The following is a 14,613-nucleotide window of genomic DNA, read 5'->3' on the forward strand; positions in this document are numbered from 1 at the left end:
TAGGAGGAGATTATGGAGAAATTATTTAAGTCAATTATTAACGATGCTGTCAATTCAAATGCGAGTGATATTCACTTTGTACCTTTAAATGATGATAAAGTCTTTGTTCAAATGAGGATAAATGGTGATAATACACCTTATGATTTAGATCTAGACTTTAAATTGTATAGTAGGCTACTCATTTATATGAAATTTATCGCTCATCTTGATGTAAGTGAACGTAATAAAGCACAAAGCGGTCAATATTTATATGAACATGACATTCATTACTACTTAAGAATTTCTACGATACCTATCAGTTTAGGAATAGAATCTTGTTCCATTAGAATTACCCCTCAACATTTTAATCAATCACAAGTGAAATCAGAGCATCAATCATATAACGTTTTACAAAATAGAATGTATCAATCAGAAGGGCTATTTCTATTTACGGGTCCAACTGGATCAGGTAAGACGACATTAATGTATGAATTGATGTACGCTTTAAAGAGAGAAAAGAACAAACATATTATTACGATTGAAGACCCTGTAGAACAAACGTTAAATGGCATCGTTCAAGTTTCAGTCAATGAAAAAGCTAACATAACTTATCAACAATCCTTTAAAGCCATTTTAAGATGTGATCCTGACGTTATTATGATTGGAGAGATAAGAGACGATGTTACTGCTAAGCAAGTTATTCAAGCTAGTTTAAGTGGTCATTTAGTACTTTCAACAATGCACGCGAGTGATACAATTGGGGCAATCCATCGACTAATAGAACTAGGTGTATCAGTCGAACAAATTAAACAAGGTATTTCATGTATTACAAACCAACGTCTTGTGAAGAAAAATGATGAAACAAGAACTTTAAATATGTCTTATATTTTTAAAGATGACATTATTAACTATATGGAGAATGATTATGAAACGTAAGAAAAATGTATTAAAGAAAGACCAAGTATTATACTTAACACGACTGTTAGATATGTTAAAACAAGGTTTCACATTACTAGAAGCTATTCAATTACTGTCTGATCAATTCATACAACTTAAAAAGCACAATTTAAACACGACTGCTTGTGAAATTGTTATAGAGACTGGACAATTACATGAAATACTTAAACTGTTTAATTATCCCCAAGTCATTATTACCCAAATATACTTTGGTGAACAATATGGTAATTTGAATGAAACATTAGAACACTCTATCCTATATTTAAAAAAGATTGAACAAGTTAAACAAAGATTTATAAAAACAATTCAATATCCCGCTTTATTATTCAGCATCTTTTTTATGTTACTTGCTGTTGTGAATCAAACCATTATTCCTCAATTCACAGAAATTTATGCTTCAATGAATATAGAAATATCCACTTCGTTACGTATTATCACGACAATATTTTCATATTTACCAACAACTATTTTTACTTTAGTCCTCATTTTATTCCTCGTTTATCTCATCAGTTATATGAATTTTATGGACAAAGAAATGGCTCGTAAAATAGCTATATACAAGAAAATTCCAATCATCAATCGTTACATTACGATGTATAACTCATATCGTATATCTAGAGATTTTTCCTTTTTTATTCAAAATGGTATTACCCTTACTAAAATAATTGAAATATATATGTTGCAAACTAAAGATGATTTTTTGAAATATATTGGCCATTCCATCAATCAATCATTAGTTTCTGGTATGACATTTCCAAACTCAATTAAAAAGTTAGGGTGCTTTGAATCTAATTTCATACACTATATTAATCACGGAGAAAATAAATCTAAATTAGATTTAGAACTTTATTATTACAGTCTTTTTATGCTAGATACTCTGGAGAAGACTTTTTTAAAACATCTCAAATGGATACAACCAGTAGTATTTGGTGTTCTAGCCTTGTTAATCGTAACGCTATATTTAATTATCATTCTACCGATGCTGCAAATGGTAGAAGGTATAAAGTGAAAGGAATGTATTAAATGAAAAGATTTAAATTTTTAAGTAAAAAAGAAGGATTTACATTGGTTGAGATGCTAATTGTCCTTTTAATCATAAGTATATTATTGGTGATCATCATACCAAACATAAGTAAGCAATCAGAGACTGTAAAAAGTACTGGATGCCAAGCTCAAGTGAAAATGGTTGCTGGTCAAGTAGAAGCTTATACATTGAAGCACGACGCTAAACCAAATTCTATAAATGATTTAGTAAGTGATGGTTATATTAATCAAAAGCAACTGACATGTAAATCAGGTGAGACAATTACACTTGAAAATGGTGAAGTTGTTGCACATTAAAGATAATAAAGGTTTTACATTGGTGGAAATGATTATTGTGCTATCCATTATCAGTATTATTTTTATGGTGACAATGTATTTATCTGTAAACCCATTGGCAAGTAGTGGATTAAATAATGGCATAGATGATTTTGAAACGAAGCTAGAGTTTTTAGAAACGAAATCTCTATCTCAAAAGCAACCTATATTAGTTTGGTTTAAACCCAATTCAGATAAAATATTTTATCAAATTGAGAAGAATCAGATTCAAACTATCTCACTCTATAAAGGTCGTATTTCTAAAAATAATGAGTTTACGACATTAGTTTTTGATGGAGAGGGGAATATTAATCAATTTGGCACTTTAAAAGTGGAATTTAATGAAAGAAAGTATCATGTTATTTTTCGCATCGAGAAAGGGAGATATAGAATTGTTGAAACGACATGATGGGTATGTGTTTATAGATTTTATGTTGTCTATTTTTATCATAATGCTATTGAGTGGGACATTACTACCTTTAGTTACTACATTAAATGAAAATATTTCTCGTGAACACGATAGAATAAAGCTTTATCAAATGCTCTATCAAACTGTGCAATCAAAATCTATCGAACCAAAATATGATGTAAAGAGATATAAATATTTAAAGTTTAATACAAAAGTTTGTATGAAAGATGAATTGAAAAATGAAAAAATATGTATTGAAAAATAATAAAGGCTTTACCATGATAGAAATGCTACTGTCATTATCATTTTTATTAATTATATTAGCTTTAATTCCATTGCTCATTAAAAGTCTTTATTTGTTTAAGGATAATGCAATGGATCATACGCATTTTGAATTGATGATGTTCAGAAAAGAACTCTCCGATGAAATAAAAGAAAGTACTATAAAATTAGACAAGGTTCATAACAGGATTAAATTCATAAATGAAACACGTTCTACAGAATTCACATTATTAAATGAAAAAATAATAAAAAGTATAAATGGTCGAGGTAATATCACTCTAGTTAATAATGTGAATGCTTTTCAAGTAGATAAGATATCTAACGAAACATTTAAAGTATTTATTATTATAAGAAAAGGCGATAAAGAATTACATGAAGAAATTTATATCTAATGATGCTGGTTTTATTTTACCGTTATTACTTGGAATATTATTTATTTATAGTTCCTTTTTGTCATTTTACTTAGTACAATATAGCTTTAAGCTTAATACTTATCACAATTTAGAACAATACTATATACGTGAAATAAAAATAATGATAAATAAATAATTTTAAGCTTTTTATTTTCTGAATAATGAGATAGAATAAAGTTTAAGTTGATATGAAACAACTGAGGAGTAGATTTAATGTCAATCGTATTAATTGGATTTATGGGTGTTGGCAAAACAACTATCGGAAATTTGTTGAGCGATCATTATGACAAAAGTTTAGTAGATATAGATACTTATATCGTTGAAACAACTCAATTACCAATCCCACAAATTTTTGAAAAATATGGTGAAAAACATTTTAGAGATTTAGAGTATGAAGCTTTAAAAAAATGGATTGATCAAGATGTGATTATTTCAACTGGTGGCGGTATTGTAGAATCAGAATTAAGTAAAGAATTATTAAAACAAAATGACAATACTTTTTGGCTAAAATGTGATGTTGAAATTCTATTTAATAGAATTAATCATGATAATAACAGACCGAATGCTAATGGAAAGTCATTAAATGAATTAAAAGCCTTGTATTCAAAACGAGAATTAAGTTATAATGAAATCGCATTCAAGCATATTGATGCTAACAGACCTAGAGAAGTAGTTGCAAGTGAAATTATTGAATCACTATAAGCTAAAATAATTGCGAATGATCAAAGTTAGAGAGAATGAATAATATATTCATCGCCGAAGGAGCAAGCCAGATTTGAGTGAATCTCTCAGGCAAAAGGATAACTTTGTGACGCATTCCTGAAGAGCACTTCAACAGGGTAGCGAAAGCTACCCTGTTTTTTTATTATACATATTCAGAAGGGGAGAGTTATGATGACGACAGATTTAAAACAAACACCTTTGTATCAAACTTATATAGATCAAGGTGCGAAAGTAATTGATTTTTCTGGATGGGCTTTACCAGTCCAATTTTCAAGTATTAAAGAGGAACACAATGCAGTGAGAAATCATGTAGGTATTTTTGATGTGAGTCACATGGGTGAAATTATCGTTACAGGTGAAGAAGCGGATCAGTTTATTCAATACACTTTAACGAATGATTCAACATTATTAACGGATAGTAAAGCTCAATATACAACGCTATGTAACCACGATGGCGGCGTGATTGATGATTTAGTTGTTTATAAATTAGACGACAAAGTTTATTTCTTAGTTGTTAATGCAGGTAATACAGATAAAGATTTCGAATGGTTAAAATCAATTAAAAATTTTAATGTAAATGTTGAAAATAAATCTTCTGAATATGGCCAATTAGCAATACAAGGTCCAGAAGCACGCGAATTAATTCAAAAATTAGTAAATGTTGATGTATCAGAAATGAAGATGTTTGAATTCAAACAAAATGTAACATTATTCGGGAAAGAAGTTATATTATCTCAATCTGGTTATACAGGTGAAGATGGATTCGAAGTTTATTGTGATGCTGCAGACACTAAAGCTATTTGGGATGGTTTTATAAACGAAAATGTTATTCCATGTGGTCTTGGCGCTCGTGATACTTTAAGACTTGAAGCTGCTTTACCATTACATGGCCAAGATTTATCTGAGCAAATCACACCATATGAAGCTGGCATTGGATTTGCTGTTAAACCATTAATTGAAGATGACTTTATCGGTAAAAATGTTTTGAAAGCACAAAAAGAAAATGGTGCGCCAAGAAAATCAATTGGTATAGAAATGATAGATAAAGGTATACCGAGAACAGATTATGCAATTCTAGATACTGAAGGCAATGAAATTGGTTATGTAACTTCTGGAACACAGTCTCCGTCAACTGGTAAATCTATTGCTATGGGATTAATTGAGAAGAGTGCATTTGAATTAGATAAAGAAATTTTAATACAAGTTAGAAAAAGACAAGTAAAAGCTAAAGTTGTTAAGAAATCATCATTTAAATCATAGGAGTGAATAAAATGGGTCACCGCTATATACCTTTAACTGAAAAAGATAAATCTGAAATGTTAGACGTCATTGGTATTCAATCTGTAGACGAATTATTTACGGATATACCTGAATCTGTAAGGTTTAATAAACCGTTAAATATTAAAGAAAAGAAAGCTGAAACGCCTTTATTACGTGAACTATCTCAAATTGCGAATAAAAATATAACAAGTGAAACTCATGCCTCATTTTTAGGTGCAGGTGTTTATGATCACTATATTCCAACTGTTGTAGATCATGTTATATCTCGTTCAGAATTTTATACTGCTTATACACCTTATCAACCAGAAATTTCACAAGGTGAATTACAAGCTATTTTTGAATTTCAAACTTTAATTTGCGAATTAACTGGTATGGATGTAGCCAATTCATCTATGTATGATGGTGGAACTGCTTTTGCTGAGGCTGCTGTTCTTGCAGCAGGTCATACTAAGAAATCAAAAGTAATTGTTTCTAAATCTGTACATTATCAATCTATTGAAGTACTTAAAACTTATACTAAAGCACAAGATATAGAGGTAGTTGAAGTCGATTTAGACGGTACTGTTACGGACTTAGAAAAGTTGAAAGCAGTTATCGATGACGATACTGCGGCAGTATGTGTTCAATATCCTAACTTCTTTGGTTCTTTAGAAGACTTAGAGGCAATTAAACAGTTAATTGAAGATAAAAAAGCTTTATTTATCGTATCAAGCAATCCTTTATCACTTGGTTTAATTACACCTCCTGGAGAATTCGGTGCTGACATTGTTGTTGGTGATGCACAAGTATTCGGTATTCCAGCACAATATGGTGGACCTCATTGTGGTTATTTTGCATCTACTAAGAAACTTATGAGAAAACTACCAGGACGTTTAGTTGGTCAAACACAAGATGAAGATGGCAATAGAGGCTTTGTTCTTACGTTACAAGCGCGTGAACAACATATTAGAAGAGATAAAGCGACATCAAATATTTGTTCTAATCAAGCTCTAAATGCATTAGCAGCATCAGTTTGTATGAGTGCTTTAGGTAAAAATGGTGTATTTGAAATGGCTGAACTTAACATGGAAAAGACAACTTACATGAAACAAAAAATGCAAGAAGCTGGATTTGACGTGTTAGATGGTATTTCATTCAACGAATTTGTTGTTAAATTTAACAAACCGATAAGTGAAATCAACGCTGAATTACTTGAAGAAGGTATTATTGGTGGATTTGACTTAGGTTTCATAGACGAAGCATTCAACAATCATATGTTAATTGCAGTAACAGAATTAAGAACAAAAGAAGAAATCGATACATTTATCAAAAAAGTAGGTGAATACAGTGCGTAAACCATCAAGTGAATTAATATTTGAAAGATCTAGAAAAGATAGATTTGCATATTCTTTACCTGAAAAAGATGTTGAAACACAAGATGTACAAGATCTTTTAGGAGATAAATTTACAAGAAAACAAAAAGCAGAATTACCAGAAGTTAGTGAATTAGATTTAATGCGTCACTACACTGAATTATCTAATAAAAACCATGGTGTAGATACAGGATTCTATCCTTTAGGTTCATGTACAATGAAATACAATCCTAAAATTAATGAAAAAGTCGCTAGAATGTCTGGCTTTGCAAACGCACACCCATTACAAGATGTTTCTACTGTACAAGGATCACTCGAAATTATTTATGATTTACAAGAGCATTTAAAAGAAATTACAGGTATGGATGAAGTAACACTTCAACCTGCAGCAGGTGCTCACGGTGAATGGACTGCTTTATTAATGATTAAAGCTTTCCATGAAGCAAATGGCGATTTCAATAGAACGAAAGTTATCGTACCAGACTCAGCTCACGGTACAAATCCAGCTTCTGCAAAAGTAGCAGGTTTCGATACAGTAACTGTAAAATCTAATGAAAAAGGATTAGTTGATATCGAAGACTTAAAACGTGTAGTTGGGGACGATACAGCTGCTATCATGTTAACAAACCCTAACACATTAGGATTATTCGAAGAAGATATTTTAGAAATTAGAGAAATCGTACATCAAGCAGGCGGGAAATTGTATTACGATGGTGCTAACTTGAATGCGATTATGAGTAAAGTTAGACCTGGTGATATGGGATTTGACGCTGTTCACTTAAACTTACACAAAACATTCACAGGACCTCACGGAGGTGGTGGACCTGGTTCAGGACCAGTAGGTGTTAAAGCAGATTTAGTACCATTTTTACCAAAACCAACAGTAGTTAAAGAAAATGATACATTTAAATTCGAACATGATATGCCACAATCTATCGGAAGAGTTAAACCATTCTTCGGTAATTTCGGTATCTATTTAAGAGCTTATACTTATATTAGAACGATGGGTCCAGATGGATTAAAAGCAGTATCAGAAACAGCTGTATTGAACGCTAACTATATGTTGAGAAGATTACAAGATCATTTTGATACGCCATATACACAACACTGTAAACATGAATTCGTAATCAGTGGTTCAAGACAGAAAAAACTTGGTGTAAGAACATTGGATATTGCTAAACGTCTCTTAGACTTCAACTTCCATCCACCAACAATATACTTCCCAATCAACGTGGAAGAATGTATGATGATTGAGCCAACAGAAACAGAATCTAAAGAAACATTAGATGCATTCTGTGATACACTTATTCAAATTGCTAAAGAGGCAGAAGAATCACCAGAAGTTGTATTAGAAGCACCACATACAACTGTCATTGGTCGATTAGATGAAACACAAGCAGCAAGAAAACCAGTACTTAAATTTGAATTACTAAAAGAAGAAAAAGCATAATAAAAAGCGTCTTGGTCGCATTTAACGATCAAGACGCTTTAATATTATTTAGATTTAACTTTACCAGTCCATTTTTTATAGCCGCCTTTAAGCATGAATAGTTCAGTGTAACCTTTTTTCTTCATCATTCTAGCAGCTCTATAACTTGCTACGCCATTTGCGTCGCAAAAATATATAGGTTGGTCTTTACGTAAACCTTGATATCTTGTACGAAATACACTCATCGGTATATTTCTTGCCCCGATAATATGACCATAGTCAAAATCAGCCTTTTCACGCAAGTCTATAACTTGTGCCTTTCTTAATCCCTTATGGAATTCATTTTGATCTAATTCTTTTACTGCGCGCTTATTTAATGAATAGTTAATTGCCATATAAATGATAATCAAGACTAGGACTATGAGCGCGATATACCAATAATTCATGGTCTGATTCCTCCCAATTCAAGTCGATACCCTTATTATAAGATTTCTTGTGAGATTTATCAAAATATTTTTGCTAAAATAGAAAAGTACATAAGAATTAATTGAATAGGAGTTTTAATTGTGAAAGAAACTTGGCACTTTTTAAACACGAAATCGAATAATCCATATTATAATATGGCAGTTGATGAAGCACTTATGAATTTTGTGAGTAGAGGAGAAATCGATCCTGTAATTAGATTTTACACTTGGGATCCAGCTACGTTATCAATTGGATATTTTCAAAAACTAACTAAAGAAATTGATATTGAAAAAGTAAAAGAAAAAGGTTTTGGACTTGTAAGACGTGCTACAGGGGGTAGAGGTGTCTTACACGATAAAGAATTAACTTATAGTGTCATCGTTCCAGAATCGCATCCAAATATGCCTAAAACGGTAACTGAAGCTTATAGAGTAATCTCAGAGGGATTGTTAGAAGGTTTTAAATCATTAGGATTCGACGCATACTTTTCAATTCCAAAGACAAAAGAAGAAAGAGATAAACTTAAGACACCACGTAGTTCAGTTTGTTTTGATGCACCAAGTTGGTATGAACTTGTTGTAGAAGATAGAAAAATAGCAGGAAGCGCTCAAACACGTCAAAAAGGCGTTATCTTACAACATGGCTCAATTTTACAAGATATAGATGTCGATGAATTGTTTGATATGTTTATATATAGAAACGATCGACTAAAAGATAAAATGAAAGCAGCATTTACAAATAAAGCAGTTGCTATAAATGATTTATCAGATAAATTCATCACTCTAGAAGAAATGGAAACAGCATTTTATGAAGGATTTAAGAAAGGTTTAGATATAGAATATAAACCACTTGAATTTACCGAAGAGCAGCTTGCTGAAATTAAACAATTAGAAGAAAAATATAAATCAGAAGATTGGACTTATAGAAAGTAAAAAAAGAGACTATTGAAGTCTCTTTTTTTATCTATTTCTACGCTTTTGTTTACGCATTGCTTTTTTATATTTACGTTGATCTGGCGTTAAAAAGAAGAAATAGTAAATTAGATAGATGATTAATCCGAATATGATTAATGAGACAATCATACGAATGAAGCCCATAATAAAGAAATCAAGATTCATAATTAATCCAAAAACTGCTATAGCAATAATTAAATAGAATAAAACATTTTTCATAAAATCTCACCTTAAATTATTAGTCTATTTAATATAGCACATTTTATGTATAATCTCACTCAATTTGACCTATCTCTTTATCTAAACCATTAAGCTCTTGAATTGCTTTTTGGATACCTTTTTTATCCTTCTTATTGTAAGCATCATTTAAATCTTTAAACACTTTTTCAATACTTGTTGATAGTTTTAACATACTTTTATGAAGCGTTTTATAATCTTTAGGAATAGATTTACCTTTCATTTCATCTTTATATCTATCTGTAATGTTTTCTTGATTGTGATAAATATTTTCTAATTCATTTTTAGTATGTTCATCATCGAATTTAGATGTTACATTTTTCTTGATTTTGTTATAACTTGTAATGTTAGATTTTGTTTCATTTACAAATTTTGTAGATGACTTTAAATATTGAGTTGTAAACAGACTCGACGATTCTTTTTCATTTTGTTTAATTTTGCTTTTGACACTATTTTCTTTTTGTTTATATGTTTTGTTTTTATCTTCTAAGTCTAATACTTCTTTTTTTAATTTTCGATTATCACTTTTTAATGAAGACTTCTTTTCTTCAAGTTGTTGAATTTTATCATTTCCACACGCAGATAAGACAACTGTACTTGCCATGATTGTTATAATTGTTTTTCTCATGTTTATTTACTCCCAATGTTTTACTGTGAAAAAATTTCGATATGTATGATATTATTTTAATGTATATAGATTTATTGTACAAATAGAAAGGGGATAAATATGAAAATTAATAAATTAAGAGAAGTCATGAATGAAAAAGGTCTAGAAGCAGTTGTAATTCTATCACCGTATAATAGAAGATATCTTTCTGGATTTACTGGGACAAGTGGTAGTCTGTTAATTACACAAGACAAATCCCTTTTAATTACAGACTTTAGATATATTCAACAAGCGAACGATCAAGCTCAAGATTTTGAAGTTATTAATCAAGAAGGACCAATGTTAAGTAAGATTAATGACCTGATTAAAGAAGGTCAGTATAAAAATGTTGGCGTCGAATCACATTTAATTACTTATAATGAATATCAAGCACTAAATACAGATGCAGTTGAACTTTCTTCTATTGAAAGTGTTATCGAAACAATCAGAATGGTTAAAGATGAATTTGAAATTAAACAAATTCAGAAAGCAGCTGACATTGTAGATGAAACATATGAACACATTTTAAAATGGGTTAAACCTGGCATGACTGAAAATGAAGTGAACAATGAAATGGAAATGTTTATGAGAAGCAAAGGTGCAACATGCTCATCATTCGATACGATTGTTGCTTCAGGGCACCGTGGTGCATTACCTCATGGTGTAGCAAGTAATAAAGTTATCGAAGAAGGAGATATGATTACATTAGACTTCGGAGCATTATATGAAGGATACGTTAGTGATGTTACGAGAACATTTGCAATTGGTGAACCAAAAGAAGAAATGAAGAAAATATATAATATTGTTTTAGAGGCACAATTAGCAGCGTTAGAACAAATTAAACCAGGTATGACTGGTAAAGAAGCAGATACGATTGCAAGAGATATTATTAAAAGTTATGGCTATGGTGAACAATTTGGCCATTCTTTAGGACATGGCATTGGATTAGAAGTACACGAAGGCCCAGCATTATCTCAAAAATCAGATATCGTTCTTGAAGAAAATATGTGTATCACTTTAGAACCAGGTATATATGTAGATGGTTTAGGTGGCGTTAGAATAGAAGATGACGTATTAGTTACAAAAAATGGCTTACAGCGCTTTACTAAATCTTCAAAAGACCTTATTATTTTATAAGAAGGTATAAATAGGAGGAAAATGAATGATTTCAGTTAATGATTTTAAAACAGGTTTAACAATTAAAGTTGATAATGGCATTTGGAAAGTTATGGACTTCCAACATGTGAAACCAGGTAAAGGTGCGGCATTCGTTCGTTCTAAATTAAGAAACTTAAGAACTGGTGCAATCCAAGAGAAAACTTTTAGAGCCGGTGAAAAAGTTGAAAAAGCTCAAATCGATAATCGTCGTATGCAATATCTATATGCTAATGGTGATAGCCATGTGTTCATGGATAACGAAACTTACGATCAACTAGAGTTACCTGGTGATAAACTAGAATATGAACTTAAATTTATTAAAGAAAACATGGAAGTTCAAATCCAATCTTATGAAGGTGAAACAATTGGTATTGAATTACCAAATACAGTTACACTTCAAGTAACAGAAACTGAACCTGGTATTAAAGGTGATACAGCAACTGGTGCAACTAAACAAGCTACAGTTGAAACAGGTTATAGTTTAAACGTACCGTTATTTGTTAATGAAGGTGATTTACTTGTCATTAATACTACTGACGGAAGCTACGTATCAAGAGGTTAATATTAAACATTAAAATGAGGCTGGGACAGTAACTTGTGTCCTGGCCTCAATCATTTTAGTTACATTAGGAATGTTTCTTATTTACATTTATAATTAAATATTAAAATCTCTTGAATTGGTATGACCACTAAAGTAAAATGTATGAAGTGTAACGTATTAGAATTTAAAAGGAGTTTTTCAAATGAACTTAAAACAAATTAAAGAACTAGTTGATGTGTTAGATAATTCTTCTTTAACTGAAATTGATATTAATGATAAAGATTTTAAACTAACTTTAAAAAAAGATATTAAACAAGAAATTATTTATAGCCAAGGTGCAACAAATGTCGTAGCAGAACAACCACAACAAGCAACTCAATCAGCACCACAACAAAATGTTGAACAAGAAGCGCCAAGTGATTTGACGATTAATGCGCCAATGGTTGGTACATTCTATAAATCACCATCTCCTGATGAAGGTCCATACGTTCAAGTAGGTTCACGTGTAGAAGCTGATACAACTGTATGTATTTTAGAAGCAATGAAACTATTTAATGAAATTCAAGCAGAAGTTTCTGGTGAAATCACTGAAATATTAGTTGAAGACGGACAAATGGTAGAGTATGGCCAACCGTTATTCAAGGTGAAGTAATATGAAAAAAGTATTAATTGCAAATAGAGGGGAAATTGCAGTAAGAATCATTAGAGCTTGTAGAGAGTTAGACATACAAACGGTCGCAATTTATTCAGAAGCTGATAAAGATGCATTACATACTCAAATAGCAGATGAAGCTTATTGTGTTGGACCGACACAATCTAAAGATTCATATCTTCACGTTCCTAATATTATTTCAATTGCAAAATCAACAGGTTGTGACGGTATCCATCCTGGTTATGGTTTCTTAGCCGAGAATAGTGATTTTGCAGAAATGTGTGAAGCATGCCAAATTAAATTTATTGGACCTAGTTATCAATCTATCCAGAAGATGGGTATTAAAGACGTTGCGAAAGAAGAAATGATCAAAGCTAACGTACCTGTTGTTCCTGGTAGTGATGGTTTAGTAGATACAGTAAGAATTGCAAAGAAATGTGCGAAGAAAATCGGCTATCCTGTTATTATTAAAGCTACTGCCGGTGGTGGCGGTAAAGGTATCCGAATTGCACGTAATGAAGAAGAGCTTGTAACAGGATTTAGAATGACACAGCAAGAAGCTGAAACAGCGTTTGGTAACAAAGGTTTATATTTAGAAAAGTTCATCGAAAACTTTAGACATATTGAAATTCAAGTAATGGGTGATTCAGAAGGTAATGTAATACATCTTGGTGAACGTGATTGTACGATCCAAAGACGTATGCAAAAGTTAGTAGAAGAATCTCCTTCACCAGTCCTTTCTGAAGAAATGCGTAAAGAAATGGGTGAAGCGGCTATTAGAGCAGCTAAAGCCGTTAATTATGAAAATGCTGGTACAATTGAATTTATTTATGATTTAGATGCTGAAACGTTCTATTTCATGGAAATGAATACGCGTATTCAAGTAGAACATCCTGTTACTGAGATGGTTACTGGAATGGATTTAGTTAAACTTCAACTTAAAGTGGCAAGTGGTGAATCATTACCAGTTACACAAGAAGAAGTTGACTTGAGTGGACATGCGATTGAATTTAGAATCAACGCAGAAAGTCCATTTAAGAATTTCATGCCATCGCCAGGGAAAATTAATCAATATTTAACACCAGGTGGATTTGGCGTGCGTATTGATTCAGCATGTTATACAGGATATACGATTCCGCCTTATTATGATTCAATGGTTGCGAAGCTTATTGTTCATGGTAAAGATAGAACAGATGCAATTCAAATCGGTAAAAGAGCTTTATCAGAATTTTTAGTTGCTGGCATAGATACAACGATCCCATTCCATTTAAGATTGTTAGAAAATGATGTATTTGAATCAGGTGATTTTAATACCAATTTCCTAGAGATTCATGATATTATAAATAATGAAGACAAATAGGGAGGGATTCAAATGGCTAAAACAATTGAAAATAAAAAGCCTTCTTTAGGTAAAATAGAGATTGCGCCAGAAGTTATTGAGGTCATTGCGAGCATTGCGACTACTGACATTAAAGGTGTATCTCATATGCAATCCGTTTTTAATAAGAATTCCTTAGAAAAATTCGGGAAAAAGAATTTTGGTAAAGGTATTAAAGTCGATATTAAAGAAGACGGCATCTACATTAATGTCTACTGTACATTTGACTACGGTACAAAAATTTCTGAAACAGCACGTAAAGTTCAATCAGAAATTAAACAAGCATTAAATACGATGACGGCATTAACACCAAAAGAAGTTAATGTACATATCGTTAATATACATTTCCAATAATAAAATGATTAATTAAGAGGATGCGTGCATCCTCTTATTCTTTGA

19 protein-coding genes and 1 riboswitch are annotated in these 14,613 nt (G+C 31.4%); of the genes, 16 read left to right on the forward strand and 3 right to left on the reverse strand.

Features of this window, described 5'->3' with window-relative positions; all coding sequences use genetic code 11:
* Positions 1-12 precede the first annotated feature (12 nt).
* From comGA to gcvPB, 10 genes are all read left to right on the forward strand, one after another.
* Positions 13-915: a competence type IV pilus ATPase ComGA gene (gene comGA, locus LQ675_RS07480; protein WP_048539722.1), complete on the forward strand. Its 903-nt coding sequence runs from the start codon at positions 13-15 to the stop codon at positions 913-915.
* Positions 905-1,945 (forward strand): competence type IV pilus assembly protein ComGB, encoded by a 1,041-nt coding sequence (gene comGB, locus LQ675_RS07485; protein ID WP_075577987.1) that lies wholly within the window; start codon positions 905-907, stop codon positions 1,943-1,945. Before comGA ends, comGB begins: the two co-directional genes overlap by 11 nt.
* A gap of 14 nt (positions 1,946-1,959) precedes the next feature.
* Entirely contained in the window at positions 1,960-2,277 is a 318-nt protein-coding gene (comGC, locus tag LQ675_RS07490; RefSeq protein ID WP_037588275.1) for a competence type IV pilus major pilin ComGC, read from the forward strand.
* Complete coding sequence (gene comGD / locus LQ675_RS07495) at positions 2,255-2,704, forward strand: competence type IV pilus minor pilin ComGD (protein ID WP_048539818.1); 450 nt, start codon at positions 2,255-2,257, stop codon at positions 2,702-2,704. The genes comGC and comGD overlap by 23 nt, the downstream gene beginning before the upstream one ends.
* Positions 2,688-2,969 (forward strand): competence type IV pilus minor pilin ComGE, encoded by a 282-nt coding sequence (gene comGE / locus LQ675_RS07500; protein ID WP_048539723.1) that lies wholly within the window; start codon positions 2,688-2,690, stop codon positions 2,967-2,969. Before comGD ends, comGE begins: the two co-directional genes overlap by 17 nt.
* Positions 2,944-3,378 (forward strand): competence type IV pilus minor pilin ComGF, encoded by a 435-nt coding sequence (locus LQ675_RS07505; protein WP_048539724.1) that lies wholly within the window; start codon positions 2,944-2,946, stop codon positions 3,376-3,378. The genes comGE and LQ675_RS07505 overlap by 26 nt, the downstream gene beginning before the upstream one ends.
* A 234-nt stretch (positions 3,379-3,612) precedes the next feature.
* A complete protein-coding gene (locus LQ675_RS07510) occupies positions 3,613-4,101 on the forward strand; it encodes a shikimate kinase (RefSeq protein ID WP_239727323.1) in 489 nt (162 codons plus the stop codon).
* A gap of 16 nt (positions 4,102-4,117) precedes the next feature.
* Positions 4,118-4,213, forward strand: a riboswitch (glycine riboswitch).
* An 80-nt stretch (positions 4,214-4,293) separates the two neighbouring features.
* Entirely contained in the window at positions 4,294-5,382 is a 1,089-nt protein-coding gene (gene gcvT, locus LQ675_RS07515; RefSeq protein WP_107602384.1) for a glycine cleavage system aminomethyltransferase GcvT, read from the forward strand.
* Positions 5,383-5,393: 11 nt separating this feature from the next.
* Positions 5,394-6,737 carry an aminomethyl-transferring glycine dehydrogenase subunit GcvPA gene (gene gcvPA, locus LQ675_RS07520; RefSeq protein ID WP_107602385.1) on the forward strand — a complete coding sequence of 448 codons (1,344 nt, stop codon included), beginning with the start codon at positions 5,394-5,396 and terminating at the stop codon, positions 6,735-6,737.
* Positions 6,730-8,205 (forward strand): aminomethyl-transferring glycine dehydrogenase subunit GcvPB, encoded by a 1,476-nt coding sequence (gene gcvPB / locus LQ675_RS07525; RefSeq protein ID WP_048539728.1) that lies wholly within the window; start codon positions 6,730-6,732, stop codon positions 8,203-8,205. Before gcvPA ends, gcvPB begins: the two co-directional genes overlap by 8 nt.
* 44 nt (positions 8,206-8,249) lie before the next feature.
* Here gcvPB and LQ675_RS07530 read toward each other — a convergent pair whose 3' ends face one another.
* Positions 8,250-8,630 (reverse strand): rhodanese-like domain-containing protein, encoded by a 381-nt coding sequence (locus LQ675_RS07530; protein WP_025904950.1) that lies wholly within the window; start codon positions 8,628-8,630, stop codon positions 8,250-8,252.
* 120 nt (positions 8,631-8,750) lie between these two features.
* Here LQ675_RS07530 and LQ675_RS07535 point away from each other — a divergent pair, with 120 nt between their 5' ends.
* Positions 8,751-9,581: a lipoate--protein ligase family protein gene (locus tag LQ675_RS07535; RefSeq protein ID WP_048539729.1), complete on the forward strand. Its 831-nt coding sequence runs from the start codon at positions 8,751-8,753 to the stop codon at positions 9,579-9,581.
* Between the two features lie 27 nt (positions 9,582-9,608).
* On the opposite strand, the gene LQ675_RS07540 is transcribed toward LQ675_RS07535, so the two are convergent.
* A complete protein-coding gene (locus LQ675_RS07540) occupies positions 9,609-9,821 on the reverse strand; it encodes an SA1362 family protein (protein ID WP_048539730.1) in 213 nt (70 codons plus the stop codon).
* Between the two features lie 55 nt (positions 9,822-9,876).
* On the reverse strand, positions 9,877-10,467 hold the full coding sequence (locus tag LQ675_RS07545) for a hypothetical protein (protein ID WP_048539731.1): 591 nt from the start codon (positions 10,465-10,467) through the stop codon (positions 9,877-9,879).
* Between the two features lie 99 nt (positions 10,468-10,566).
* Here LQ675_RS07545 and LQ675_RS07550 point away from each other — a divergent pair, with 99 nt between their 5' ends.
* From LQ675_RS07550 to LQ675_RS07570, 5 genes are all read left to right on the forward strand, one after another.
* The gene (locus tag LQ675_RS07550) at positions 10,567-11,622 is read left to right on the forward strand and encodes a M24 family metallopeptidase (RefSeq protein ID WP_048539732.1); all 1,056 of its coding nucleotides are present in this window, start codon (positions 10,567-10,569) and stop codon (positions 11,620-11,622) included.
* 25 nt (positions 11,623-11,647) lie between these two features.
* A complete protein-coding gene (efp, locus tag LQ675_RS07555; protein WP_025904945.1) occupies positions 11,648-12,205 on the forward strand; it encodes an elongation factor P in 558 nt (185 codons plus the stop codon).
* A gap of 181 nt (positions 12,206-12,386) precedes the next feature.
* On the forward strand, positions 12,387-12,836 hold the full coding sequence (gene accB / locus LQ675_RS07560; RefSeq protein ID WP_239727325.1) for an acetyl-CoA carboxylase biotin carboxyl carrier protein: 450 nt from the start codon (positions 12,387-12,389) through the stop codon (positions 12,834-12,836).
* A 1-nt stretch (position 12,837) separates the two neighbouring features.
* Positions 12,838-14,196, forward strand: coding sequence for an acetyl-CoA carboxylase biotin carboxylase subunit (gene accC, locus LQ675_RS07565; protein WP_048539733.1), 1,359 nt, complete (start codon positions 12,838-12,840; stop codon positions 14,194-14,196).
* Between the two features lie 12 nt (positions 14,197-14,208).
* Positions 14,209-14,568 carry an Asp23/Gls24 family envelope stress response protein gene (locus LQ675_RS07570; protein WP_025904942.1) on the forward strand — a complete coding sequence of 120 codons (360 nt, stop codon included), beginning with the start codon at positions 14,209-14,211 and terminating at the stop codon, positions 14,566-14,568.
* Positions 14,569-14,613 lie beyond the last annotated feature (45 nt).

The sequence above is a fragment of the Mammaliicoccus sp. D-M19 genome, from assembly GCF_022386695.1.
Taxonomy (GTDB): Bacteria; Bacillota; Bacilli; order Staphylococcales; family Staphylococcaceae; genus Mammaliicoccus; species Mammaliicoccus sciuri.